General features: G+C 35.5%; 23 protein-coding genes, 1 pseudogene and 3 riboswitches. Of the genes and pseudogenes, 10 read left to right on the plus strand and 14 right to left on the minus strand.

The annotated features are described in order from the left end of the window. The first annotated feature begins 1 nt into the window (after position 1). From CQZ94_RS22640 to CQZ94_RS22650, 3 genes and pseudogenes are all read left to right on the plus strand, one after another. The gene (locus CQZ94_RS22640) at positions 2-835 is read left to right on the plus strand and encodes an aldo/keto reductase (RefSeq protein WP_105587175.1); all 834 of its coding nucleotides are present in this window, start codon (positions 2-4) and stop codon (positions 833-835) included. A 155-nt stretch (positions 836-990) separates the two neighbouring features. Continuing rightward, positions 991-1,095, plus strand: a riboswitch (SAM riboswitch). A gap of 135 nt (positions 1,096-1,230) precedes the next feature. Next, positions 1,231-2,871, plus strand: coding sequence for a peptide ABC transporter substrate-binding protein (locus CQZ94_RS22645; RefSeq protein WP_105587176.1), 1,641 nt, complete (start codon positions 1,231-1,233; stop codon positions 2,869-2,871). A gap of 460 nt (positions 2,872-3,331) precedes the next feature. Then, a pseudogene (locus tag CQZ94_RS22650) lies at positions 3,332-4,843 on the plus strand (peptide ABC transporter substrate-binding protein). A gap of 45 nt (positions 4,844-4,888) precedes the next feature. Here the strand turns inward: CQZ94_RS22650 and CQZ94_RS22655 are convergent. From CQZ94_RS22655 to CQZ94_RS22665, 3 genes are read right to left on the minus strand one after another with little or no spacing between them, the layout of a single operon-like run. After that, on the minus strand, positions 4,889-5,131 hold the full coding sequence (locus CQZ94_RS22655) for a hypothetical protein (RefSeq protein WP_105587177.1): 243 nt from the start codon (positions 5,129-5,131) through the stop codon (positions 4,889-4,891). Then, positions 5,128-5,319 carry a hypothetical protein gene (locus tag CQZ94_RS22660; protein ID WP_105587178.1) on the minus strand — a complete coding sequence of 64 codons (192 nt, stop codon included), beginning with the start codon at positions 5,317-5,319 and terminating at the stop codon, positions 5,128-5,130. Before CQZ94_RS22660 ends, CQZ94_RS22655 begins: the two co-directional genes overlap by 4 nt. Positions 5,320-5,337: 18 nt before the next feature. After that, positions 5,338-6,237 carry a helix-turn-helix transcriptional regulator gene (locus CQZ94_RS22665; RefSeq protein WP_105587179.1) on the minus strand — a complete coding sequence of 300 codons (900 nt, stop codon included), beginning with the start codon at positions 6,235-6,237 and terminating at the stop codon, positions 5,338-5,340. A 173-nt stretch (positions 6,238-6,410) separates the two neighbouring features. Here CQZ94_RS22665 and CQZ94_RS22670 point away from each other — a divergent pair, with 173 nt between their 5' ends. Continuing rightward, on the plus strand, positions 6,411-6,878 hold the full coding sequence (locus CQZ94_RS22670) for a YusW family protein (RefSeq protein ID WP_105587180.1): 468 nt from the start codon (positions 6,411-6,413) through the stop codon (positions 6,876-6,878). Positions 6,879-6,902: 24 nt separating this feature from the next. On the opposite strand, the gene CQZ94_RS22675 is transcribed toward CQZ94_RS22670, so the two are convergent. From CQZ94_RS22675 to CQZ94_RS22700, 6 genes are all read right to left on the minus strand, one after another. Continuing rightward, positions 6,903-8,513, minus strand: a complete 1,611-nt coding sequence (locus tag CQZ94_RS22675; RefSeq protein ID WP_105587181.1) for a peptide ABC transporter substrate-binding protein — start codon at positions 8,511-8,513, stop codon at positions 6,903-6,905. Between the two features lie 13 nt (positions 8,514-8,526). Then, positions 8,527-9,300, minus strand: coding sequence for an ABC transporter ATP-binding protein (locus CQZ94_RS22680; RefSeq protein WP_002202036.1), 774 nt, complete (start codon positions 9,298-9,300; stop codon positions 8,527-8,529). Further along, positions 9,297-10,307 carry an ABC transporter ATP-binding protein gene (locus CQZ94_RS22685; RefSeq protein WP_105587182.1) on the minus strand — a complete coding sequence of 337 codons (1,011 nt, stop codon included), beginning with the start codon at positions 10,305-10,307 and terminating at the stop codon, positions 9,297-9,299. Before CQZ94_RS22685 ends, CQZ94_RS22680 begins: the two co-directional genes overlap by 4 nt. After that, complete coding sequence (locus tag CQZ94_RS22690; protein ID WP_105587183.1) at positions 10,264-11,268, minus strand: ABC transporter permease; 1,005 nt, start codon at positions 11,266-11,268, stop codon at positions 10,264-10,266. The genes CQZ94_RS22685 and CQZ94_RS22690 overlap by 44 nt, the downstream gene beginning before the upstream one ends. A gap of 16 nt (positions 11,269-11,284) precedes the next feature. Beyond that, a complete protein-coding gene (locus tag CQZ94_RS22695; protein WP_002140132.1) occupies positions 11,285-12,202 on the minus strand; it encodes an ABC transporter permease in 918 nt (305 codons plus the stop codon). A 137-nt stretch (positions 12,203-12,339) separates the two neighbouring features. After that, positions 12,340-12,444, minus strand: a riboswitch (SAM riboswitch). Positions 12,445-12,686: 242 nt separating this feature from the next. After that, complete coding sequence (locus tag CQZ94_RS22700) at positions 12,687-13,199, minus strand: hypothetical protein (protein WP_105587184.1); 513 nt, start codon at positions 13,197-13,199, stop codon at positions 12,687-12,689. A 276-nt stretch (positions 13,200-13,475) separates the two neighbouring features. On the opposite strand from CQZ94_RS22700, the gene CQZ94_RS22705 reads away from it, so the two are divergent. After that, positions 13,476-13,922, plus strand: a complete 447-nt coding sequence (locus CQZ94_RS22705; RefSeq protein WP_105587185.1) for a hypothetical protein — start codon at positions 13,476-13,478, stop codon at positions 13,920-13,922. Between the two features lie 31 nt (positions 13,923-13,953). Here the strand turns inward: CQZ94_RS22705 and CQZ94_RS22710 are convergent, their stop codons facing one another. From CQZ94_RS22710 to CQZ94_RS22725, 4 genes are all read right to left on the minus strand, one after another. Next, complete coding sequence (locus tag CQZ94_RS22710) at positions 13,954-15,213, minus strand: multidrug effflux MFS transporter (protein ID WP_105587186.1); 1,260 nt, start codon at positions 15,211-15,213, stop codon at positions 13,954-13,956. A 117-nt stretch (positions 15,214-15,330) separates the two neighbouring features. Further along, a complete protein-coding gene (locus CQZ94_RS22715; protein ID WP_105587187.1) occupies positions 15,331-17,049 on the minus strand; it encodes a DUF3981 domain-containing protein in 1,719 nt (572 codons plus the stop codon). Between the two features lie 90 nt (positions 17,050-17,139). Beyond that, positions 17,140-17,673, minus strand: a complete 534-nt coding sequence (locus CQZ94_RS22720) for an MFS transporter (protein WP_105587188.1) — start codon at positions 17,671-17,673, stop codon at positions 17,140-17,142. After that, entirely contained in the window at positions 17,670-19,106 is a 1,437-nt protein-coding gene (locus CQZ94_RS22725) for an FAD-binding oxidoreductase (RefSeq protein WP_105587189.1), read from the minus strand. The genes CQZ94_RS22720 and CQZ94_RS22725 overlap by 4 nt, the downstream gene beginning before the upstream one ends. 200 nt (positions 19,107-19,306) lie before the next feature. On the opposite strand from CQZ94_RS22725, the gene CQZ94_RS22730 reads away from it, so the two are divergent. The 4 genes from CQZ94_RS22730 to CQZ94_RS22745 all read left to right on the plus strand — a co-directional run bounded on the left by CQZ94_RS22730 (position 19,307) and on the right by CQZ94_RS22745 (position 23,003). After that, positions 19,307-20,215 carry an NAD(P)-dependent alcohol dehydrogenase gene (locus CQZ94_RS22730; RefSeq protein ID WP_105587207.1) on the plus strand — a complete coding sequence of 303 codons (909 nt, stop codon included), beginning with the start codon at positions 19,307-19,309 and terminating at the stop codon, positions 20,213-20,215. Between the two features lie 80 nt (positions 20,216-20,295). After that, a riboswitch (SAM riboswitch) is annotated at positions 20,296-20,409 on the plus strand. An 85-nt stretch (positions 20,410-20,494) separates the two neighbouring features. Continuing rightward, positions 20,495-21,307 carry a MetQ/NlpA family ABC transporter substrate-binding protein gene (locus CQZ94_RS22735; protein WP_105587190.1) on the plus strand — a complete coding sequence of 271 codons (813 nt, stop codon included), beginning with the start codon at positions 20,495-20,497 and terminating at the stop codon, positions 21,305-21,307. A gap of 12 nt (positions 21,308-21,319) precedes the next feature. Next, positions 21,320-22,360, plus strand: a complete 1,041-nt coding sequence (locus CQZ94_RS22740) for a methionine ABC transporter ATP-binding protein (RefSeq protein ID WP_105587191.1) — start codon at positions 21,320-21,322, stop codon at positions 22,358-22,360. Further along, positions 22,335-23,003 (plus strand): methionine ABC transporter permease, encoded by a 669-nt coding sequence (locus CQZ94_RS22745; protein WP_105587192.1) that lies wholly within the window; start codon positions 22,335-22,337, stop codon positions 23,001-23,003. The genes CQZ94_RS22740 and CQZ94_RS22745 overlap by 26 nt, the downstream gene beginning before the upstream one ends. A 48-nt stretch (positions 23,004-23,051) precedes the next feature. On the opposite strand, the gene CQZ94_RS22750 is transcribed toward CQZ94_RS22745, so the two are convergent. Next, complete coding sequence (locus tag CQZ94_RS22750; protein ID WP_105587193.1) at positions 23,052-23,828, minus strand: SDR family oxidoreductase; 777 nt, start codon at positions 23,826-23,828, stop codon at positions 23,052-23,054. Between the two features lie 506 nt (positions 23,829-24,334). On the opposite strand from CQZ94_RS22750, the gene CQZ94_RS22755 reads away from it, so the two are divergent. Continuing rightward, entirely contained in the window at positions 24,335-25,621 is a 1,287-nt protein-coding gene (locus tag CQZ94_RS22755; RefSeq protein WP_105587194.1) for a DUF5068 domain-containing protein, read from the plus strand. Positions 25,622-25,656: the final 35 nt, after the last annotated feature.

A 25,656-nucleotide genomic window follows, 5' to 3' on the forward strand; every position in this document is an offset into this window, starting at 1 on the left:
TATGACTTTAACAAGTTTAAAGGACTATACAACATTACATAACGGCGTGAAAATGCCTTGGTTCGGCTTAGGTGTTTTTAAAGTTGAAGATGGTACAGAAGTAATTGATTCTGTAAAAGCAGCTATAAAAAATGGATACCGTAGTATCGATACTGCTGCGATATATAAAAACGAAGAAGGCGTTGGACAGGCAATTCAAGAATCTGGTATTCCTCGTGAAGAGTTATTCATCACTTCAAAGGTTTGGAATAGTGATCAAGGTTACGAGTCAACATTACAAGCGTTTGAAACTACATTAGAAAAATTAGGTCTAGAATATTTAGATCTATACTTAGTACATTGGCCTGTAAAAGGAAAATACACTGAATCATGGAAAGCTTTAGAGCAGCTTTATAAAGATGGTCGTGTTCGTGCTATCGGTGTGAGTAATTTCCACATTCACCACTTACAAGACGTATTTGAAATTGCTGAAATTAAGCCAATAGTCAACCAAGTGGAATACCACCCTCGCTTAGCACAAGAAGAATTACATGCTTTCTGTAAAGAACATAACATCCAGCTTGAGGCTTGGTCACCATTAATGCAAGGACAACTACTGGATAATCCAACATTACAAGAAATTGCGACAAAATATAATAAATCAACTGCACAAGTTATTTTACGTTGGGATCTACAAAATGAAGTTGTGACAATCCCTAAGTCTATTAAAGAACACCGCATTATTGAAAATGCAAACATCTTCGACTTTGAATTAAGCTCGGATGATATGAAAGCAATTCAAGCTTTAAATGAAAATCATCGCGTTGGTCCAGATCCAGATAACTTTAACTTCTAGTAGGGAAACCACTGCCATATGCAGTGGTTTTTTTTATTTTTAATAAAACTGAAAATTTAAACTATACCCCATTTGATTGACACTTCATTATCTAAGGTGTAAGATTTTGAATTATCAAAGAAACGCAAAAATTAATAAAATTCATTTGTTTACTCATTGTATCAAGAGAGGTGGAGGGACTGGCCCTTTGAAACCTCGGCAGCAGGTTCATTTTGAATACTGTGCCACTTCCTGCAAGCTTTATGCTTGAAAGATAGAATGAGGGACTTCGTTTATATACGGGTGCATAACTTGTACGTAAAAATCCCTCTTTCTCAATACGAAAAGAGGGATTTTTTATTTTTCATTGCCCTCATCATCATCCAATCTTATTAACTATTTAGGAGGAAAATCAAATGAAAAAGAAGTTTGTACCCAGTATTGCATCAGTTGTAGGAGTAAGTATTTTATTATCTGGTTGCGGTAGTTATAAAAACGAAGCGAGCGGAGCAAATGCAAAAGATGAGGCACCTAGTAAGCAAGTTTTAAACTTATCTTCACCTACTGAGATTCGAACAATGGATACGGCTCGTGCTACAGATACTGATTCTGGTCAAGTAATGAGAAACGTATTTGAGGGTTTATACAATCTTGGCGAGGGTAATAAACCTGTTCCTGGTGTCACAAAGTCTCATGAAGTGAGTAGCGATAAAACGAAATACACATTCCATTTACGAGATTCAAAATGGTCGAACGGCACACCTGTAACAGCGAAAGATTTTGTCTTCGCTTGGCAAAGAGCTGTTGATCCAGCAACAGCCTCTGAATATGCTTTTTTATTCTTTGATATTAAAAACGCTAAAAAAATTAACAGTAAAGAGCTTCCAGCCGATCAACTTGGTGTAAAAGCAATTGATGACCATACGTTTGAGGTAGAACTAGAGCGTCCTGTTCCATACTTTATTAGCTTAACGGCGTTCCCAACATTTCTACCAATCAACGAGGAATTTTTTAAAGCACAAGGTGATAAGTACGCTTTAGAAGATAACAAAATCTTGTACAACGGAGCTTTTACACTAAACGATTGGAAGCATGAACAAAGCTTTAAATTCAAGAAAAACCCTACCTATTGGGATAAAGATAATGTCAAACTCGAAGAAATCAATTTCAACGTTGTAAAAGAGAAATCAACGGAAGTAAATTTATTTGAATCAAAACAATTAGACCGTATAAAATTAACATCTGATTTCGTTGATAAGTATAAAAAAGATGGGAACTTTAAAGAACGTCCAAATGTAGGCGTACAATTTTTACGTATGAACCAACAAAACAAAGTGCTGCAAAACGTATCTGTACGCCAAGCCATCGATAAAGCAATTGATCAAAAATCCTTTGTAAATACGCTATTGAATGATGGCTCTACACCAGCGTACAGTCTCATTCCGAAAAAATTTGCGAAAGGGCCAGATGGAACAGACTTCCGCTCTGCGAACGGTGACTTAACGAAAACAGATACAAAATCCGCAAAGGAATTATGGAAAAAGGCAAAACAAGAACTTAGTTCTGAAAAAATAACATTAGAACTATTAACAAGTGACGGTGACCTTGAGAAGAAAACAGGAGAATTTTTAAAAGAACAACTAGAAAAGAACCTAGATGGCTTAACAATTAATATAAAACCTCAGCCACGTAAGCAGCAGGTTTCATTATTATTAAAAGGTGAATATGAAATTGGAATTGACGGTTGGAGCCCTGACTTTGCTGATCCAATTACATTCCTTGAACTATTTACGACGAATAACCCTTACAACTTAGATCATTACTCTAATAAAGAGTTTGATGACACAATTGAAAAAGTTAAAACTACCTTGGCTGGTGATGAAAAAGCTCGCTGGGAGGCGTTACTAGCATCAGAGAAAATATTATTTAAGGACTCTGTTATCGCTCCTCTTTACCAAAAAGGAGAATCTTATCTAGAGCGTTCTTATGTAAAAGGAATTGTGCAAGTTGACTTTGCAGGCCAGTTAAACTTCAAGTGGGCAAAAATCGAAAATTAGATTAATAGAAACAGATTCCCCGATACAAGGAAATCTGTTTCTTAATATATTATTTTAAGAAATTAATACTCTGTTTTTTATTATTGACATATAGTTCTTTCCAGTGTTAATATTCTAAATAATCAAAGAAACGAAATATTTTACCACCAAAATGTAATGTCTACTAAGTTGAAACATATAACGACAGATTATAGTTCAACATGTATATACATATAGAACACCTGATTACCTATATACACATATTTATAATATGTTTTCTCTTCTTCTATAGCTACACTTCAAGACATGGACATTATGACGTTACGAACAACACATTTAGGGAGGAAAGAACAATGAAAAAAAAGTTGTACCTGTTGTTGCATCAGTTTTAGGGGCGAGTCTACTACTAACTGCTTGCGGGGGAAATAAAGATAATGCAAGCGGAGCGAAAGCAAACGATAAAGCACCTGATAAACAGGCAATTAACTTGTCATTTGCTTCAGAAATTCCAACAATGGATGTCGCAAAAGCAACAGATGGGGAATCCATGAATGTAATGCGAAATGTTTTTGAAGGCTTATATGCAATAGGAGAAGATAATAAACCTATTCCTGGTGTTGCTGAGTCGGTTGACGTTAGTCCCGATTAAACAAAATATACATTCCATCTTCGTGATTCAAAATGGTCAAATGGTACTCCTGTTACAGCAAAAGACTTTGTCTTCGCTTGGCAACGTGCCGTAAATCCTGATACAGCAGCTGAATATGCATTCTTATTCTTCGACATACAGAATGCGAAACAAATAAATCAAAAACAATTACCGGTTGATCAATTAGGCGTCAAAGCTCTTGATGACAAAACTTTAGAAGTACAACTAGACCGTCCTGTTCCCTACTACTTAAGCTTAACGACATTTGCAACATTCTTACCAATTAATGAAGAGTATTTAAAATCTCAAGGTGATAAATACGGTTTAGAAACAAAGCATTTAATTTACAACGGGGCTTTCACGTTAGATAACTGGAAACATGAACAAAGCTTCCAATTGAAGAAGAACCCTAACTATTGGGATGCTAAAACTGTAAAACTAGAAGAAATCAACTTTAATGTCGTTAAAGATAAGTCTACAGAAGTTAACTTATATGATTCAGGACAAATTGATCGTGTTGCTTTAACTGCGGAGTTTGTTGATAAATATAAGGGTGATCCAAACTTCAAGGAACGCGCTGAAGTCGGCATTCAATTCTTACGACTAAATCAAAAAAATGCAACATTAAAAAATCAACATGCACGCCTCGCTATTAACGGAGCAATGAATAAAAAAGCATACGTAGAAACAATTTTAAATAACGGTGCTGTCCCAGCTGAAGGAATGGTTCCTGCGAAATTCGCAAAAAGTCCAGAAGGCAACGACTTCCGTAAAGAAAACGGAAATCTAGTCAAAGATGATGTGAAATCTGCAAAAGAAAACTGGAAAAAAGCGAAACAAGAACTTGGTACTGACAAAGTAACAATTGAACTATTAACAAGTGATAATGCTTTAGCTAAAAAGACTGGTGAATATTTAAAAGGTGAACTAGAAAAGAATCTAGATGGATTAACAGTGAACTTAAAGCCTCAACCACGTAAGCAACAATTAAAACTACTATTAAGTGGTGATTACGAAATCGGAATCGATGGCTGGGGCCCTGACTTCGCGGATCCTATTACATTCTTAGATCTATTCACAACAGATAGTGCTTATAACTTCGATAAATACTCTAACAAAGAGTACGACGAGCTTATTCGTAAAGTAAAAACTGATTTAGCTGGTGATGAAAAAGGTCGCTGGGAAGCAATGAAGCAAGCTGAAAAAATCTTATTACAAGATGGCGCTGTCGCTCCTTTATACCAACAAGGTCGCTCTTACTTACAACGCGGATTTATTAAAGGACTTGTAACAACTGACTTTGGCGGTGAATTTAACTACAAGTGGACAGAAGTTGCAAAATAATAAGTACTAATAAAAAAGTATCCTTCGTGGGATACCTTTTTTACTTTATACTTCTTTAACTACAGAGCTTCTTCCCTTTACCATTCCTTTTATAACTATAGCGATTCCCGCTACCAATTGTGTAACTGAAATAATAAACAATAACGAAATAATATTTTTCTCTAAATTAACTCCGCTAAATATTATTGTATAATAACCATTCGCTGCGTATGTTGCGGGAAATAATCTCGAATACAGTGATAAACATTTGTATGTTAATGAAAGAAATGCGAAGAAGACTATCGTCAATAATCCTCTTTCCCTTCTTTTTGTATTGAACTAAAACTCATAATAAATATAATCATAAACATCAAATATGTTCTCCACGTCAACGAAGGTATATGTCCTGACCAAAGATAACTAATTAAATAATTGATTCCCATAATACCCGAAGATACTACTAGACTAACACTTATTAGTTTTACATATTTGAGCATATCTTTTCTCCTTACCTTTTATTTTTCTACTTCTTCAAATTGCAAATTCACAGGTTCTTCTAAGAGTGTTTCATAAAAATTTTCTGCCAAATCTGTTGAAGGAATTTTTTCATCCACTTCATCAAATCGAATACTATCTAGCCAGACACAACCTTCTCCTGATAATAAAACACCAAATGCAATACCAAGTGCTTCTTCTTTTATATCTAGTACAACCGAGTACGATTGCCAGTTATTCGTATTTTTAATTGGACGATTTTGCATGTTATCCATAGCAATAGGCTCTGTATCTTTTCCGTCTACTCGCATCCACAATCCTGCCCAATCTTTTACATTCTCACTCTTAATGAATGCTGTTAAACGTAATCTCTTACCTACATATTTATCCGCTCGGAACATTTGCATTAATGTCGAAAAGCCTCCATGCGTAACGTTCTCTTTCGCTTTTATATATGCAGATACTTTTCCTTGATGAACAACTTCGTAATCTAAACCCATCTCATATTCAGCAGGATGACTTCCGCTTAATACCCATCCTTTTGGTATACCTTTTTCCATTGAAACACCCTCTCTTTCTATATAAAATGACTGGAAATACTTTCGATATTTTTTTGGTGGTAATTGAAACATTCTTTTAAAAGCTCTAGTAAATGCCTCTTGTGAGGAAAAACCATATTGCACTGCAATATCAATGACTGCTCTTTCAGTCGACACTAAAGCTTGTGCAGCATGAGTTAATCTTCTCTTACGAACATAATCCGTTACACTCATCCCGATATAACTTTGAAAAATACGATGAAAATGGTACATCGATACTGCACTGTGAAATGCCACTCTTTCTGTTGTAAGCTCTTCATGCAAATGATTCTCTACATATTCGATTGCTTTTTTTATCATCTCTTTATATTCTTCATGCATTTCAGTACCTCCTCACAACTTCAATTTACCATATACATACAAATCCTTTTTGATTTAAATTGCGGATTAATCCTTGAAGCTATAAGAAAATAATTTATTTTCAACACATACATAATTACATGAAATTGGGAAAAACTTGTATAGAACGAAGTTACCTTAAGGAGGAATTTATGATGAGAATTTTACTATCAGCTTTATTAGCTCTTATGCTAGTACCTGCATTAACAGGATGCAAAGCTCCTGCAAAAGAAGATGCAACTTCTAATAAAAAGACAACTGAAGAAGCAAAAAATGAGGCTCCTGCAGATTTAAAACTAAACTTTAATGAATTTGATTTAAAAGCAGACTATCAAGATACGAAGAAAGACTACGAAGCTGATTATAAAAATGTAGCAGCGGATAAGAAAATGGAAGCAAAAATTGAAGACCATAAAACAGATGTAAAGTTCACAGGTGACGAGGCTGTTACAAAGTTAAGCCCTCTTCTACAAGAATTAAAATTTGATAAAAACACACCAGATCAAGAAGTAATTGATCAAGTAGTAAATGTATTCAAACTTGATAAAGACTATCAAAAATTCGCTTTAGAAGTTGTCTTCTCTGACGGAACGAAAAAAGAATATAAAAGAGAAATAAAATAAAGAAGTAGGCGGTTGCCTACTTCTTTATTTTTTAATTTTTACGTATCTTAGTTCTGGGCTAGAACCGATAATGAATTGGACGCCAGATACTGATGATTTTTGTAAATACGAAGAGCTTGGGAAAATAATTGGGATTAATGGTGCATCATCAAACATAATATCTTCTGCTTTATGCAATAAGTCAAAGCGCTTATCTTCGTTTTGTTCAACTTCTGCTTCTTTTACTAAAGCGTCAAATTCTTTATTATGCCATTTTGCATAGTTGTTTGGACCATCACCTGCATATAAATCTAGTTTAGTAATTGGATCTAATAGAGAGCCGCCCCATCCCATATAAGCTAATTGGAAATCACTTTGCTTGTATGTGTCGATGTAACTCTTCCACTCTTTATTTTCTAATTTAATATCTACACCAAGATTTTTCTTAAACATTTCTTGCATTGCTTCTGCTACTTTTTTATGCTGTGTATCTGTAGTGAATTTTAATGTTACTTCAGGTAATGTAGACCAACCTTGCTCTTTCATACCCTCTTCTAATAATTTTTTCGCTTCTGCTGGATCGAACTTTACGTAATCACCTTTTTCTTTACGGAAATCACGACCACCTTGTGTTTTTGCTCCTTCTGGAACGAATGCATATGCTTCCTGTGCATTATTTTTATACAGTTTTTCAACGATAAACTTACGATCAACCGCTAATGAAAATGCTTTACGTACTTTCGCATTTGTAAACGGCTCTTTTTCTACGTTAAACGAATAAATATAAGATGAGAATCCTGCAACGCGCTTATATTCTTTGTTTCCTTTTTCTTTTTCAATCATCTCTTGTGGTAAGCTACTTAGCAAATCTAATTCTTTTGATTTGTACAATTGGTACGCTGTTTTAGAATCTGGAATAATACGAAACTCAATTTCTTTTAATGTTACCTTTTTATCATAGTATTCTTTATTTTTTTGTACTGTAATAGCTTGGTTATGCTTCCATTCTTTTAACGTGAATGGTCCGTTCGTAATTAACTCTTTTGGATCTGTTTTTAATTTATTATTATCATCAATCGATTTTTTAGATAATGGAATAAATAATGAACTTGCTAATTTTTGTTTAATAGAAGCAACTGGGTGCTCAAGTGTCACCTTTAATGTTTGAGGATCAACGACTTGAATACCAACTTGCCCTTCTTCACCTTTTCCAGTATTATATGCCTCTGCTCCTTTAATAAAATACATTTCTGTCGCATTCATAGAACCCGTTTTCGGATTTAATAATCGCTTCCATGCAAACTCAAAATCATTTGCTGTAATAGGAGAACCGTCCGACCATTTAATATCTTTCTTTAAATGAATTGTATACTCAGTCCCATCAGCGTTTACTTCTTCTTTCTCTGCTAATTCATTTTGATATTTCCCATCACTATCTTGCGTATATAAACTTGAAAACAACTGCCCAATTACATAACCTGACGTGCTATCTGTCGCAATGGCAGAATCAAGCGTATACGGATCACTACTAATATTCGTTACTAATCGATCTCCTTCACCCTTACCAGCACTCGCTTTTTGCGTCTCTTTCTTACCGCAAGCAACAGAAGTAATTGCTAAAACAGTCATAATGACAAACAGTAAAAACTTCTTCATCCTACATTCTCCTTTAACCTGAAATTTTTGGTGTTGATGCTAATAATGTTTTTGTATAAGAATGTTGTGGATTACGGAATACTTCGTCCGTATTTCCAAATTCAACAAGTTCTCCTTTGTATAAGACAGCCACTTTTTCACATAAATAGTGAACCATCGGTAAATCATGTGCGATAAATAAATATGTATAGCCTTGTTCCTTTTGAATCTTTTGCAGCAGATGTACAATTTGGATTTGCAGTGAAACATCTAATGCTGAAATTGGTTCATCAAGGATTAAAACTTCTGGCTCACATAATAGTGCTCTTGCAATAGCAATACGTTGACGTTGCCCTCCGCTAAATTCGTGGGGATAACGATCAATATATCGTCTATCTAATCCAACACGCTCTAGTGCATCACCTGCGACTTTATCTTTCAATCCTTTATCGCCTAAACCGAATGAAATATATCCTTCTGTTACGCTATCGCGTACTTTCCAGCGCGGATTTAATGCAGCTGTGGAATCTTGAAAAATAAACTGTACTTTCTGTAAGAAATTTCGCTTATTAGCTGACTTCAGCGTGTGAACAACTTGACCGTTATAATCAATTTCACCAGACGTTGGTTTTTCAATCCCAGCTATGAGCTTACCAAGTGTTGTTTTTCCTGAACCACTTTCTCCGATAATGCCAAGAGTTGTTCCTTTCGGAATAGAAAGTGATATACCTTTTAGCGCCGCAATTTCTTTATTTTTACTTCCATATGTTTTTGTTACTTGTTTTACAGCTATTAAATCTGTCGTCATGAAGCATTCACCTTCTCTTTTGATTTCGCTTTATTGTGCTCTAGAATGTGTTGCCAACAATGCGAACTATGCTCCCCAGAATACGATGTTTTTTCCGGAAAACGATGGATACATTCTTTTAGCGCTACAGGACAACGATTCACAAACGGGCACCCAAAACTATTTAACGTTTCAATTGAAGGTGTTGTTCCCTCAATTGCCCGGAGTACCTTTTCTGAATCATCCATATTCGGAATTGCTTGTAATAAGCTTTTCGTATATGGATGTTTAGGAGAACCTATTACCTCCTGTATCGTTCCTTTTTCAACAACACGCCCCCCATACATAACTACTACTCGGTCAGCTACTTCACGTACAAGCGCCAAGTCGTGTGTAATTAATAAAATACTCGTATTTTGTTTTTCTTTTCGCTCTTTTAATAACCCCATAATTTGTTTTTGAATTGTTACATCTAACGCCGTTGTAGGTTCATCTGCAATAACGAGCTTCGGGTGACATGCAAACGCAATTGCTAAACAAATACGCTGCCTCATACCTCCGCTTAACTGATACGGGTATTGTTCAAAGCGTTTCTCTGCTTCATGTATCCCTAAATCATTTAGTAAGTTAATCGCAATTTCTTTTGCCTCTTTTTTCGATTTTTTTTCATGCTGCACAATTACTTCTGTAATTTGTCTTCCCACCTTCATCGTCGGATTTAAAGATGAAAGCGGGTCTTGAAAGATAAAGGAAATATCTTTCCCGCGAATTTGATTCCATTCTGATTCTTGTAAATTAGTTAATTCCTTTGATTGGAAAGATACATTTCCATCATCAATACGAATTGATTCTTGATTTAGACCGATAATTGATTGTGCTGTAACACTTTTTCCTGAGCCACTTTCTCCTACAAGTGCAACAATTTCACCTTCGTTAATAGAAAAGGAAACATGCTTCACAATTGCTTGTTTACTATTCTCTTTTTCAACGGCCAACGTTACTTTTTCTAAAGATAAGAGCTGTCCCATGTTTTTTCTCCTTCCGATTCCGTTTTACGATTTTCGGATCAATTGCATCTTGCAAACCATCACCAATTGCATTAAATGCGAACATAATGAGTGCAATCATGATTGCTGGGAAGAATAGTTGCCACCATTCTCCGCTCAATAATGTCCCGAGCGCATCGTTTGTCATCGTCCCCCAGCTTGCTGCTGGTGATTGTACTCCAAGTCCGATAAAGCTTAAAAATGATTCTGAAAAAATAGCTGCTGGAATTGTAAATGATAAATTTACGATAATAATCCCTGTTAAGTTTGGAATTAAATGCCCATATATAATTTTCATATGAGGTGTGCCTAATCGCTCTGCTGCAATAACAAATTCTCTTTGTTTCAATGAAAGTACTTGCGCCCGAATGAGACGTGCCATGCCAATCCATCCCGTTAACGCAAGGGCGATTATAATTGTAAAAAGTCCTGGTTTCATAATGATTAATAGTAAAATAACAATTAACAAATATGGGATACCGTATAACACTTCAATCCCTCTTATAATCCACTCATCAATTAACGTTCCAAGACGATTACGCCCTCTCACATATCCACTAAAACCTCCGATAAGTACACCAAGCCCTATATCAAGAGCTGCTGCTACCAATCCAACTGTTAATGAAATTTTCCCACCAGCCCAAGTACGCGCCCAAATATCTCTCCCTAAATCGTCTGTTCCGAACCAATGCTCACTACTAGGCGGTAAATTAGTTGCTTCTTTTACTTGTTCACTCGCAGTAAATGACGTTAAACTTTCGCCAATAAGCGAGAAAACAATAATTAGTAATAACGTCACTGCCCCTAAAACTGCTATAGGGTTTGATATAAACTTGCGAAACACTTCCTTTTTCCGGCTAATCGTTTGCTGATCTTTATTTATCGTTAATTCTTTTTTCTCTTCATTCGTTAATAACTGGTCATTAATTTCATAAGCCCCCATTTAAACATCACCCTCCTTACGTAATAGAACGAATGCGCGGATCAACAATACGATGAATGATATCTGTAATAAAAATACATACAATTAATAGCGCACTATAGAAAATGGTTGTTCCCATAATCACCGGATAATCTCGGTTAAAAATACTATCTACAAAATATTTTCCTAAACCAGGAATTGAAAAGATTTTTTCAATAACGAAAGTCCCTGTTAAAAGTCCAGCCATTAATGGGCCAACAAATGTAAGTACCGGAACAATCGCATTTCGAAGAGCATGTCTTATAATGATTTTCTTAATTGGTATACCTTTCGCTCTCGCTAGCTTAATATAATCACTCTGCAACACTTCAATCATATTAGAGCGAACAAATCTTGTAATAACTGCGATTGGCCCGAGCGCTAATGCGAAGGAAGGTAATACAGTATGCTCAAATGTTCCCCAAGACGCTACTGGTAAAAGTTCAAATTGAATGGCGAATACTTGTATGAATAGCGGCGCTAAAATAAAACTCGGAATAGAAATACCGAGAATCGCAAGCAAGCTCACACTATAATCAATTACTTTCCCGTGATATAGAGCAGCAAATGTACCTGCGGCAATTCCGACTAACAACGAAATAACAAGTGCTTGTAGACCAATGATGGCCGATGGGCCAAAGCCGGTCGTTATAATTTCTGATACGCCTTGACCTGTCGATTGAACAGATTCACCAAAATCAAAATGAACTACGCCATCTAAATAAGCAACATACTGATTCCATAACGGTTCATCAAGGTGATACTTCGCTCTCATATTTTGTATCACTTCTTCAGGAAAGATTTTCGCGTCTGATGAAAATGGATCCCCTGGAATAATATGCATAATTAAAAATGTTACTGTCGTAATAACCCATAGCGTGAATACCATAACCGATAGTTTTTTAATAACATACACTTCAATAACCCCCTAAACAAATGAATTTACTTTGTTTTATTGACATATTTGTTCCCATCATTCCTTCTCCACTTCTTAAAACACAAAAAGCCTTGATCTTAAAAAATAAGATCAAGGCTTAATAAAACTATGCCCATCACTTATCTTTCAAGACTTGCTTGCTGGAATTAGCACGGTGTTCTATTTCAGAACCCGCTGCTGAGGTGTCATAGGGCCAGTCCCTCTACCTCTCTGGATAAGTAAATTGCTATATTATTATTTGGTTCAAATTGTATATTTTGAATTATAATTCTGAAAAAATGAAAAGTCAATCAAATTGGATATATTTAGAAAAATCAGTTTTCGTTGATACTCATAATAAAACAGAAATTCAATGGGTATTAAGTATTCGAGGATTGAAGGCGCATATAGGTGAACTTTATTAGTATCTACTGTATATAGTATTTTTACGTAAATAAGAAAAAATAACCTTGCATGCGCAAGGTTATTTTTCCGTTTCTGTTTGAAAACGTTTATAGTATGTCGATGCTGTTGAAAAATTAATTTCTATATCACGAATCAACGATGAGTCTTCTTCTTTAGCTAACTTCTGTAATTTTTTCATTGCTTGTTCCGATTCATTTAAGAAACCAACATACATTTCATGTTCTTGTTCTTTCGACTTCGGTACACGAATTTCTTTACGCATATGATCTATATCTTCTAGCATGCCCGTTGTTACATTTTGCACGTCTTCCTTATATTTAGCATTAGTTATTTCCTTACCGCCCTTTTCTTTTGCCACTTCAAATAACTGTAACGCTTTATTAATTTCCTTGTTCATCTTCGCATCATACTTTTCATGTACCTCGCGATACGCTTTCATATCTTCTGTCTGTTCAGTAGATTGCTCTACCTTTTCTTTCGGTTCTTTCGTATCTTTCGTGTCTTTATTTCCATTACATCCCGCTAGAAGGAGCATACCCCCAAGCATTGCAATACCGAAAACCTTCTTCATCTCTTATTCTCCTTTTATCTACATCTACTACGAATTACAGTTTTTCTTATCTCCACTTGTTTTATTATACCGAGAACATCCTAAATTTTGCACTTAAGATGATTTCTTAATATGTATATCAACATTTTTGTCACAGTATCGTCACTTTATTCAAGTAACTTTTGCACTCCTTTACTATGCCACCTTACAAAACTGTAAGCACACGTAGAGAACAAACCATGCTAGACTTACATATGCATAACGCAAGCGTAGTTAAGTTTCTAAGGAGAATCATCCATGTACAATACAATACCTTTTATGGGAGAAGATATTCGTGTCCTTATTCGCGAAAAATCACTCCATATTGAAAATACAGAGAGCCTTCGCCGCGTATTAAAAAAGAAGCATGCTCCATTTCAGTTAGCACAACATTTAAAACAACAACATACAAATAAATTTCATACTGTACTCAATATATCTGATAAATCATTAACAATCGAAATTATCGGTCATGTTTATATCGGAAACTTTGCAGATGCTTTAAAAGAAATTCCACGTATACCGAAGATTGCTCCTATTATCGTTGAGAGGGCATATAGAATTACAGATCATACTGATATTATTGACTGCGGAGAGAAAGAGGTCGATAGCAACCGTTGGGTATGGGATAAACTTGCTTTCTTATATGATGCGATCATGAATAATATGTATGAGTTATTTCAAAGAAATGAAAAAAAGAGCTGATTCAAAGAAATGTTTGAATCAGCTCTTTTTGTTAAGCCTCTAAATTTTGGTATTGTTGCAGTTCAAACTGCTTTTCACTTCTTTTTGCCATGAATAAATAGCATAACACAGCACCAATTTCACAAAGAGCTATAACAACACCCATAGGAAGTGCTGTATTACTTCCACCAATACCTACTAGCGGTGCAACAAGTGCTCCTGAAATGAACTGTAATAAACCTAATAAAGCTGATGCTGTTCCTGCTGCTTGTCTTTGATTTCTCATTGCTAACGAGAAGCCCGTTGTTGATACAACCCCAACACTTGATACGACGAGGAATAGCGAGCATAAAACACCGATTAGACCTATTCCAAATACGATTGTAAGTAGTAACGATAGACCGCCAACAGCCGCAATAACAATACCGAAAACAAATAAAGTTTTCTCATTAACTTTCCCTGCTAGGCGGCCAGTAACTTGGCTAGCAATAATAATACCAATACCGTTAATCGCAAAGAACAAACTAAACTCTTGCGGTGATGCCCCGTATATATTTTGCAACACGAACGGTGAACCAGAAATATAAGCAAACATTGCAGCTGTTACTAATCCTTGCGACAATGCATAACCCATAAATAAACGATCTTTCAGAAGCTTTCCGTATGTCGCCAGCGTTCCCGACAAACCACCTGTCTCTCTTTCTTCAGGAGGTAATGTTTCACGTAATACGAAAGTAGCTGATATTAGCATGAATACACTAATTGCTCCAAGGACGATAAAGACGCCGCGCCATGATGTGAACTGTAATAATTGCCCTCCAATAATCGGTGCCAAAATAGGTGCTGCTCCGTTTACTAACATAAGTAATGAGAAAAACTTCGTCATTTCAGAACCTGAATACATATCACGTACCATTGCACGTGATATAACGATACCAGCAGATCCTGAAGCACCTTGTAAGAAGCGTAAAAGCACTAAACTCCAAATAGATGGTGCAACAGCACAAAGTAAAGAAGAAGCAACATAAATAATAAGAGCGATAATAAGAGGTTTGCGCCTTCCGTAAATGTCACTAATTGAACCAACAAATAACTGTCCTACTGAAAGCCCAAGCAGACAAGCAGTTAATGTAAGCTGCGCAAGGGATGCACCCGTTTGTAAATCATCCGTTAACTTTGGTAAAGAAGGCAAATACATATCAATAGATAATGGCCCAATTGCCGTAAGTGTCCCTAATACAAGAATCATCCATAACCTGTTTATCTTTACAGGTTTATATACTTCGTGATTAACTCCATTCACTTTTTCCATTCACCCTTTCATATAACTACTTAATCGTAACAATTATAGTTACAACATAAATATACGTCAAGTATACCGTATTTCCCTGTTTAATAATGTAAAAAAAAGCGATAGAATTTCTATCGCCTACTTTTTCAAATTACTATTTGTAAATTTAGATACAGATGCCATCATTTCTCCTGTGTCTAAATATGTGATTTGAATTGGATCTCCTACTTCTGTAAACATTGCATATGGGAATTTCTTCGCAGGTATCATAAATACTTTTTGCTCATTTTCTAACAGTACGTAGACAATCGTATTTTCACCTGATTTTTCTTTATACACACGTTGTACAATACCTTCTTTTTGTGCTTCTTTCCCATTTGAAGTTGGTCTAAATGAATCACCACTTCCACTCAGTACATTTTTATAATTTTCAAGTGCTTCTTTTTGCGTTGAACCGGCTGCAAAGACCTTCGCGTTAGAAGCATATATAACGGTATGGGCACGTACTAATCCACCATCATCAATAACTGGAACAATCCAAGCAGGTTTACCATATACGTTATAAATAACCGGCATCGTTCCATGCCATTTCTCTCTCTTAAAGGAATTATCTACTACTTCTGTAGCAGCCGAACCGTCCATAATTCCCTTTACTTCTTTTCCGTTGTAGTAATACAACTTTCCTGTACGTGCATCAACTAATGAGTAACCGAGGGCAGAATCTACTCCTTCTTTCGGAGAGGTGAAATCTGTAAAATAATACAGTTTGCCATCTTTCCCGAAGATTGGTGTAACACCTTCCTTCGTTCCCCATTCAGTCGGAATCTTCATGTCAGTTTGTGAGAATTTCGTATTCCAGAATCCATGAATATATTTCCCGAAGTACGTATTTAACGTTGATGCTGTTTCATGATTTAATACACCATCAACGAACTTAGGTGCCTTCCCTTTATCATATCGTTTCACATCGCCTGTTTGTGCATCAACAACGACAACCCCTTGTACTTCAAAACCTGATCTTCCTGAAATAAACTCGCCGTATGTCATTGTATAATACGGTTTCCCTTTATCATCAACCTCAAATTTTGGTTTTCCTTTAAAGATTAAATCTGGCTCTGCTTTTCGAACGACACGTTCTAATTTATTACCAAAAAACATACTTGGTACATACTTCATTTTATATCCAAGATGTAATTTCGCTTCCGCATCAGGATTTGTACCTGACATCGTTACGTAACCTGGAATTGTTTCTGCTTTACGTGCTTTAAAAAAACCTGAAACTTCAATCGGCGCTACGTATAAAGCTTCCCCGTTTACCATTTGTGGTGTTAATTCCCCTAGCTCAAAATAAGCTACTTTCGGAATGTCACCAAATACCTTTTTCATTTTATTCTCCGCTGTTTTAGGCGGAACTGTAAACGGTTGGTCATTTTCAGTAAATGGCTCTGAAATATCTTTCTCTACCTTAACGACAGAATCATATTTCTTTTGCGAGATTACTATATCGTGCAAATAACCAAAATAGCCGTAACTTGCGAGTAAAACAAACATTAGAAGTCCTTTTAACATACCTTCTAATTTCCCTACCTGCTCTTGTGAAAATAAAACAAGCCCAATTAAAATCGCTACTGCAACAGAATAATGAGTAAGAATAGAATCTGCTCGATCATCAATTAGCCAAAAATATTCATAGATTGCAATACCTATCCAAAATAAAACAGGAATAACTAAAATAGATGATTTCTTACCCTTTACAACTTTCTCATTTCCTCCTTTATCCACCGCGCGAATTTTATTACCGCTTCTAGTCCATGGAATCAAAAACAAAGTGAGAATAGCTAAAACTATAAATTTCATCAAAGGCAATGTCCCCTTTTCTTTTGTCTTCTCCATAAGTATAACAAATAAAGGGTAATCAGGTAAAAATGGGAATGGAAATACTTTTAATTACTTATCACTGCGGCTTAATATAAATCCACTAACTACATATAAAACTGAAGCAATGTAAAAAATAGTCCCTATCGTAAAGAAATCCACTAGGTAACCAGTTGCAATTATAGCTACTCCGCCACCAATTGATGTCCATACATGGTATTTCCCGATTTCATAACCAGCTTCCTTATGCACTACCTTCCGCGCTAACGACGTCTTCTCGGTATTACGCTGCACAGCACCTAAAATACCCATTAAAATTTGGAGAATATATACATGCCAAACTTCTGTTACAATAGGGAAACAAAGCATTAATATAGCCATAGACCAGGCGTATACAATTAATAGTTTCCTATCACCCACTCTATCAGAAATTTTCCCAACTAACGGATATACTAGAGCTGAAGTTAAAGCAAATAAGCCATAAGCCCAGCCAAATTGCGAGAAACTATTTCCAACATTTCGAAGCAATAGTATATAAAAAGGAAATACCATACTACCCGCCATCATAATAATGCTTTGTGAGGCCACAAATCTTCTATATGTCATTTGCTATACTCCTTATAAAATAAATTCACAAACCTTTCCTCTGGGTCTACTTCCTTCTTCTTCTGAAGGAATTCTTCTATACGAGGATACGCTTTCTTTAGTTGCTCCTTTTCCGGATAAGAATAATATGGTAAATAATAACTTCCATTATGCTTTAAAGTAACATCTATCATCTTCTGAATAGCCAGTTTTGTTTTCTTTATTTCATCTTCAGAACGCCCTTGATTAATTAGAAGCACAAGCGCAAGCATATCATCTTTCGCATAAGATAGCACCGCATTCTCATTCTTTTCTACATAGCGGATTGTAATGTTAAGAAGGTTTAATTCCTCTTCATTTAAAACAATTCGCAAATCATCTATATACTCTGCAAAACCATCTATCGGTACAAAGTACTCTTGTAAAACTTCGGTCAAGTTTGGATTATCGTATTCCATAAAAGCACTATCAGATCTCATTACATTATTTCGAGTTTCGTACTTACCATCTGTACGTTCAAAATAACTTCTTTGTATATCCCAAAATACGCCCTTTCCCCAGTCACTATAACGTGATAACCCGAGCAAAAATTTCGGCGCAGCTATAATATTTTCTTCTTTTAATTTGCTGTACTCTTTCAACTTCTGTTGATCTTCTGCCAGTACATAATCTGTCACATACATTTCTTTTAAAAATGAATTTGGGGCAACAGAAATACGTGCTAAATGCATACGTATATTCTCGTCTCTTCGCACTTTATTCTTAAAGTATGAAGAGTATTCTTTATAATCTAGTACCTTCGTATGCGTTTCATACAATTCATCGTTTGTTAACTGTAGCGTCACATCTAAAATCACACCAAACAATCCATATCCCCCAATTACATACGGAAACAAGTCAGCATTTTCTTCTCTACTTACATCACGTACTATACCATCTGCCATTAATAATCTGAACGACTCTACTGTATCAATCAATGCTTCATGACGAATATCACGCCCATGTACATTTACACTTAATGAACCACCAACAGTAAAAATATTTTGAGATTGCATCACTTGAACTGCAAGACCATACGGATTGATTTTCTTTTGAATGTCATTCCATGTGACACCGCTTTGCACCCTAATCCTCTTCTTCTCCGGATCGAATTCTAATATTTCATTATACCCTTTCATATCAAGCATCGTACCGTTCGGATAATACGTCTGCCCGCCTTGGCTATGTTGCATACCTGCAATGGAAATCTTCTCTCCAGAAACAGTTGCATCTTGCACTAACTTTTTTAATGAACTTTCATCCTCAGCATTTTCAACACGTTTAATTTTCGTTGGAAGCAACTTCCCTACATCACTCATAATAGGATGATCCAGTTGCTCTTTGTATGTATATATAGATGTCGTGATCAACACTGTATACGCTACAATTACAACCGCTATTTTTCTTTTTTTCAAATGGCACTCTCCTCGTTTGAAATTCTAATCTCACTAGTACTTCTCTCTATTCTTATTGTACCTACTTTCTTAAAAGGAAAATACTACACTCTAAAAAAGAACTATCTTTCTTTTACTTATTATGAAGTGAAACCATAAGCATGATTAAAAAAACATTTAAATATGATGTAGAGGAAAATAACTTAATTCAGGAGGTTGCTATGAAAGCAATTATTTGCACAAAATACGGGCCACCTAACGTTCTCAAGCTTCAAGACGTAAAGAAACCTACTCCTAAAAAGAATGAAGTATTAGTTAAGATTCACGCAACAAGTGTAACAACTGGCGATTGTAGAATGCGAAGCTTTACTAGTCCACTTTTATTTTGGATTCCTATGCGACTTGTATTAGGGCTTAGAAAACCGAGAAAACCTATACTTGGAGTAGAATTAGCTGGAGAGGTTGAAGAAATAGGAACAGATGTGACTCAATTCAAAAAGGGAGATCACATCTTTGCATTAACAGGACTTAACGTTGGTGGTTATGCTGAATACACATGTGTACATGAAAGCGGATTGATAGCATTAAAACCTACCAATGTGACGTATGAGGAAGCTGCAGTTATTCCTTTCGGCGGAACTTCAGCATTACATTTTTTGAGAAAAGGACACATAAAAAAAGGACAGCAAGTACTTATATATGGCGCCTCCGGATCAGTAGGTACCGCCGCTGTGCAACTTGCTATATATTTCGGCGCGACTGTTACAGCTGTTTGTAGTAATTCAAATTTTGAGCTAGTAAAATCTTTAGGGGCTGATAACGCAATTGATTATACGAAAGAAGATTTTACTGAACGAGGCGAGTGCTACGATATAATATTTGATGCAGTTGGAAAGTATAAAAAATCCCTTTGTGAAAAAGCATTAACGCCTAATGGAAAATACGTATCTGTTAATGGAACAATGGCAAAGGTCAGTAAAGACGATATGAGCCTATTAAAACAACTAGCTGAAACAGAAAAGCTAAAACCTGTTATTGATAGAACTTACCGATTGGAAGAAGTTTCAGAAGCTCATACGTATGTAGAGATGGGACATAAGAAAGGCAATGTTTCGATTACCTTAAAATAAAATATATTCAGAAAATAATATTGACAATTCTTTTTGTAAGATTTACTATTAGTACCATATTTAAAAACTAAATACACATACTCTTATCAAGAGTGGCGGAGGGACTGGCCCGATGATGCCCGGCAACCGAGCTTATAACGTATAAGCTAAGGTGCTAATTCCTGCAGAACGATTTTCGTTTTGGAAGATAAGAGAGGAACCTATTTCGTCTATTCGGCACCTCTCTTATTTTTGAGAGGTGCTTTTTATTTTAGAACGCATATTAAGGAGGAATTATAAATGAAAAAGGTATTATTAAGTATTGTAAGTGGAGCTGTATTATTGTTAGGCGCATGTGGTGCTAATTCTGATAAAGAGGTAAAAGCATTAGATGAGAAAAAGATTACCGTTGGTGTAACAGGCGGACCGCATGAACAAATTTTTGAAAAGGTGAAAGAAGTTGCAGCAAAAGATGGCCTCCAAATCGATGTAAAGATATTTAATGATTATGTAGCACCAAACGTATCTTTAGATGAAAAAAGCCTCGATGTAAATAGCTACCAAACTAAATCTTATTTAGACGTATTTAAAGCTGAACGTAATATGAAATTAACTGAAGTATTTTCCACAGTAACATTCCCTATGGGTATATACTCTAAAAACTTAAAAGATGTAAAAGAATTAAAAGAGGGCGACGCAATTGCTGTCCCAAATGACCCAACAAATGAGCTGCGTGCTTTAAAGCTATTTGAAAAAGCAGGGGTTTTAAAAATCGATCCAAAAGCTACAGAAAAAGCGACTGCAAAAGATGTAATTGAAAATCCAAAAAATTTAAAAATTATTGAATTAGAGGCATCTCAATTACCAACGCAGCTAAGTGAAGTAAAGGCGGCTGCGATTAATACAAACTTTGCATTAGGTGCAAAATTAAGTCCCGCAAAAGATTCTATTTTCCGCGAGGGAAAAGATTCACCCTATGTGAACTGGGTCGTTGTTCGTACTGAAAATAAAGATGATGCTGTTGTAAATAAATTAAAGAAAGCTTATCAATCTAAAGAAGTAAAAGATTTCATTGAGAAAAAATTCGATGGTTCTGTTTTACCGTCTTGGTAGGAGCTGACTATAATGATTGAATTGAAAAATATTTCCAAAGTATTCTCAACAAAAAAAGGGAATGTTGAGGCTCTTAAACCAACTTCCCTTAAAGTAAAGAAGAGCGAAGTATTTGGAATCATCGGATATAGCGGCGCTGGTAAAAGTACATTAATTCGCTGTGTAAATTTATTAGAAAAACCAACGACAGGAAATATCATTGTAAACGATCAAGATTTAACAACCTTATCGACGAAAGAACTCGCAAAAGCGAGACAAAAAATCGGCATGATTTTTCAAGGATTCAATTTACTTAAAACCGTTACCGTTTATGAAAACATCGCACTACCCTTACGTCTATCTGGTCTTCCAAAAAATGAAATTGAAAAAAGGGTAGAAAAGTATTTACGCATTGTTGATCTCTTTAATAAAAAAGATGCCTATCCAAGTGAATTATCTGGTGGTCAAAAACAACGTGTAGCGATCGCCCGCGCACTATCTCATGAGCCTGAAGTTTTATTAAGTGATGAAGCAACAAGCGCATTAGATCCGGAAACGACCGATTCTATTCTTGATTTATTATTAAAGATCAACGAAGAAATCGGAATTACGATTTTGCTAATTACACACGAAATGAATGTCATCCAGCGTATATGTGACCAAGTTGCTGTAATGGAACATGGATCTGTCGTTGAAAGTGGAACCGTAAAAGATATTTTCACAAATCCACAACATGTAACAACGAAGAAATTTGTAAATAGCGCATTTGCAGCTAAAATTCCAGAAGAGGTACAGAAAGAGCTACAAAGTACTGGAGAAATCGTAACACTTTCATTTATTGGAACCTCTTCAGGAGAACCCGCGTTAGCTGTTGCTACAAAACGTTTCCACGTATATCCTAATATTTTATCAGGCAATATTACGCAGTTAAAACATGAGGCATATGGGAAACTGGTCGTTCATATGCAAGGTGAAAAAAGTGAAGTACACCGTGCCTTATCATTTTTGCAAGAACAAGGGATCATCGTAGAAGGAGGTAGAACAGATTATGGGAAACAAGTCCTTTTTGGATGAGTGGGGTAACGTAATATGGGAAGCAACAATTCAAACCTTTCAAATGACATCTATTTCACTACTTATCTCTATTCTAATTGCGTTACCACTCGGTGTAACACTCGCTTTAACAAGACCTGGTGGCCAACTAGAGAATAAAATCGTATATCCGATTCTTAATACAATTATTAATGTCATTCGCTCTCTGCCATTTATCATTCTATTATTCTTTATTTTACCTTTTACAAAATTTCTAATGGGGACATCTATTGGTGTGCAAGGTGTTATCGTACCACTTGTCGTATTCACAGCTCCCTATATTGCTCGTTTAATGGAAACGGCTTTACTAGAAGTGGACCGTGGTGTTATTGAAGCATATCAAGCAATGGGAATTTCTACTTTAAAAATCATTTGGCACGTCATGGTTAAAGAAGCTCGTCCATCTCTCGTACTCGGATTAACAATCGCAACGATCGGCTTAATCGGTGCAACAGCAATGGCTGGACTTGTAGGTGCTGGAGGCCTTGGTGATCTCGCATATCGATTCGGGCATTTACGCTACGAACCTGAAGTAATGTATGCAACAGTCTTTATTTTAATCATTCTCGTTCAAGGATTACAGTCATTAGGGAATGGTATAGCGCGAAGATTGAAGAAAGATTAAAAAGAAGGTATCTCACTGAAATGAGATACCTTCTTTTTATTTATAAATTTATCTCTTAAATCCACCTTCTGAATGAATAACTTGCCCTGTAATCCACTCGGCTTCTTCGCTCACTAAAAACTTAATAAGCCTTGCTGCATCCTTTGGTTCACCAATTCTGCCAAAAGGAAACATCGGTGTTAACCCGCGCTTTATCTCTTCAGTCATCCATCCCGTATTAGTTGGACCTGGATTAATCGCATTAACCGTTATCCCTAAATGAGCCACTTCTGCTGATAACGTACTAGTGAGAGCGTCAATAGCTCCCTTCGTTGTTGCATATGCTAGCTCTCCAGCCATAGGCCCTTTAAATTGCCCCGAAGTAATATTAACGATTCTACCACTGGATTTCATCTTGAATCCACGTGCAAACTCACTACTTAACAATGTAGTCCCACGAACATTTACCATGTAATGCTTATCCAACTCTTCGGCAGTCAAATTAGAGAAATCATTATTCGTAGAATAAGCTGCATTATTAATTAATATATGAGGGTACCCTAATTGTTCAGTAACTGTATTTATAAGCTGCTTTGGTGCATCGTTCCGAGTTAAATCTAACTCCATACTTGATACTTTAACACCGCTTTGTATCAGCTCTTCTTTTAATTGTATTTGTTCATTTTGCTCAACGCCCCAAGGCATCTCTTTATCATACTCTGTCCAATACGTAAAAAATATATCGTATCCTGCTTCAGCTAATTCTTTACAAATAGCTGCTCCTATACCATCTAGACGACTTACACCTGTAACAACTGCTACTTTATTTTTTAATTGATTCATCATATACTCCTCCAAATTAAAGGACGCATATTTTATATAAGAGATATAAACTTTCCCGACATAGGTATCTATCCTTACAAAAGGGATGTACAAGCCAAATATGCAGTCCTTGAATGATTTACAGATAGCTAAATAAACCCTCACTTATGAGAGAAAAATTCATCTATCTAATTTCTAATCATTACAAGTTCATCCACATATCTAGTCTTTATCCCCTTTCAATATATCTCTATTATTTACTTTAACGAAAAGATTAAATATTTAAAATAGAAAAGATAATCTTACTTCTCTTTCGGAGGAAAAATATTGTGATTTACCTACATATAAGCTTCAACTATGTTTCTATTAAAAATAACCATTAAGATATTAAAATAAAACAAATAATCAAAAAACACTGGTAAATAATGGTTTGTTTTTTTATAATAAAACGTGGGGCTAATGTGAGAGATGTTATAAATGGTCTGATTATGCAGACTCATCTAGTTTTAAACAAATTGGGGGAAGAAAAAATGTCAAAAAAAGTAATTTCTTTATTTTCTACAGTAATCGTAGCAGCCTTTCTAATAACTGGCTGCGGTCAAAGCGATACGACAAATAAAGATCAAAAAGAAAATGAAACCAAAGAAAGTAAGACAGAAAAAACGGATACAACAAAAGAAAATAAAACTGAAGATAAAAAATCCGAAGACAAAAAAACTGAAAATACAACTACTAACTCAAGTGATTATTCCAAACTGATTTCCTATATGGAGAAAGAAACGGGTGGTAAAACAAAAGTTCTTTTTGAAAATAAAGAACCACAAATCCATAAAGCAGAGGATATTTCAGTATCACTTAATAGTTATACATTAGTTGAATTAAATGGTTTCCATACCGACTTTAATATCCCTTTTAATAATCAAACAGACGGTGGAGTTATCCTTGCAAATTATAGTGTGAAAAACAATTCAACTAAAGATATTTACTACATGCCGGCATTGGACATGTCATTTACTGGTGCTCAGAAGGTATATAGTAACTATAAAGATTTAATCCCAAAAGAAGACCAGTTACCATCCAAGCTTGCTCCAACAAATGACTATTTAGTAAAGGCAGGAGAAACCATTTCTGGTTATATCGCTTATCCATTTGGAAAAGATGATTTAACAAAAATTTCAAGCCTATCAACGGTCTCCGTCAAAGTTCCAACTGCACAAGCTAATAAAGGAAAATTTGATGCACCAATTGGAAGCCCTGGAAACTTTTCATTAAGTTTAAACAAACAAGGCGCTGAAAAGGTAACAGCAGATAAAGCTTTCTATCAAGATAAAGTAACTGCTAATAACATGGGCGATAAAAAAATGCTAAAAGAACAATCCGGCATTAATAATAGTCAAGAATTAGGTGCTGTCAATGTTACATTAGATGGATATCAATTTGCTCAATTCACGCCAAATTCTGTCGAGGCTCCACGATTTGCAAATTTCAAAAATGGTATTGTTCTATTAACAGTAAAATTCAAACTTGATAACAAAGATACACAAGACGTCGCACTATCTCCTATAAGCTCTACATTGAGAGTTAATGATGGTGCACAATATACAATTGGCGAAGGTATGCTACTAAACTATACTTATAACGATGTGGTCAAAACAGGGACATCTGGAGAATTACTACAAGTATATATATTAGACCAAGAACAGTATGAAAAGATTTGGAAAGATAAAAGCTTTGAGATTGAGCTAGGACCTATGAGAAATAAAGAAGCTAAAGATATTTCACAAGGTAAAAAAGCTAAATTTACATTAGCTAAATAAATTACTAAATATATAATAGGGAAGGCATATAACAT

Origin of the sequence: Bacillus sp. MYb209, assembly GCF_002975175.1 — a bacterium.
Taxonomy (GTDB): domain Bacteria; phylum Bacillota; class Bacilli; order Bacillales; family Bacillaceae_G; genus Bacillus_A.

Coding starts and splice junctions, on each gene's coding strand:
- CQZ94_RS22745 (WP_105587192.1), top strand. CDS start 22,335: ATGGGAAACAAGTCCTTTTTGGATGAGTGGGGTAACGTAATATGGGAA.
- CQZ94_RS22680 (WP_002202036.1), bottom strand. CDS start 9,300: ATGACGACAGATTTAATAGCTGTAAAACAAGTAACAAAAACATATGGA.
- CQZ94_RS22645 (WP_105587176.1), top strand. CDS start 1,231: ATGAAAAAGAAGTTTGTACCCAGTATTGCATCAGTTGTAGGAGTAAGT.
- CQZ94_RS22670 (WP_105587180.1), top strand. CDS start 6,411: ATGAGAATTTTACTATCAGCTTTATTAGCTCTTATGCTAGTACCTGCA.
- CQZ94_RS22710 (WP_105587186.1), bottom strand. CDS start 15,213: ATGGAAAAAGTGAATGGAGTTAATCACGAAGTATATAAACCTGTAAAG.
- CQZ94_RS22705 (WP_105587185.1), top strand. CDS start 13,476: ATGTACAATACAATACCTTTTATGGGAGAAGATATTCGTGTCCTTATT.
- CQZ94_RS22735 (WP_105587190.1), top strand. CDS start 20,495: ATGAAAAAGGTATTATTAAGTATTGTAAGTGGAGCTGTATTATTGTTA.
- CQZ94_RS22730 (WP_105587207.1), top strand. CDS start 19,307: ATGAAAGCAATTATTTGCACAAAATACGGGCCACCTAACGTTCTCAAG.
- CQZ94_RS22690 (WP_105587183.1), bottom strand. CDS start 11,268: ATGGGGGCTTATGAAATTAATGACCAGTTATTAACGAATGAAGAGAAA.
- CQZ94_RS22740 (WP_105587191.1), top strand. CDS start 21,320: ATGATTGAATTGAAAAATATTTCCAAAGTATTCTCAACAAAAAAAGGG.
- CQZ94_RS22675 (WP_105587181.1), bottom strand. CDS start 8,513: ATGAAGAAGTTTTTACTGTTTGTCATTATGACTGTTTTAGCAATTACT.
- CQZ94_RS22715 (WP_105587187.1), bottom strand. CDS start 17,049: ATGAAATTTATAGTTTTAGCTATTCTCACTTTGTTTTTGATTCCATGG.
- CQZ94_RS22665 (WP_105587179.1), bottom strand. CDS start 6,237: ATGCATGAAGAATATAAAGAGATGATAAAAAAAGCAATCGAATATGTA.
- CQZ94_RS22700 (WP_105587184.1), bottom strand. CDS start 13,199: ATGAAGAAGGTTTTCGGTATTGCAATGCTTGGGGGTATGCTCCTTCTA.
- CQZ94_RS22750 (WP_105587193.1), bottom strand. CDS start 23,828: ATGATGAATCAATTAAAAAATAAAGTAGCAGTTGTTACAGGTGTAAGT.
- CQZ94_RS22685 (WP_105587182.1), bottom strand. CDS start 10,307: ATGGGACAGCTCTTATCTTTAGAAAAAGTAACGTTGGCCGTTGAAAAA.
- CQZ94_RS22720 (WP_105587188.1), bottom strand. CDS start 17,673: ATGACATATAGAAGATTTGTGGCCTCACAAAGCATTATTATGATGGCG.
- CQZ94_RS22755 (WP_105587194.1), top strand. CDS start 24,335: ATGTCAAAAAAAGTAATTTCTTTATTTTCTACAGTAATCGTAGCAGCC.
- CQZ94_RS22660 (WP_105587178.1), bottom strand. CDS start 5,319: ATGCTCAAATATGTAAAACTAATAAGTGTTAGTCTAGTAGTATCTTCG.
- CQZ94_RS22640 (WP_105587175.1), top strand. CDS start 2: ATGACTTTAACAAGTTTAAAGGACTATACAACATTACATAACGGCGTG.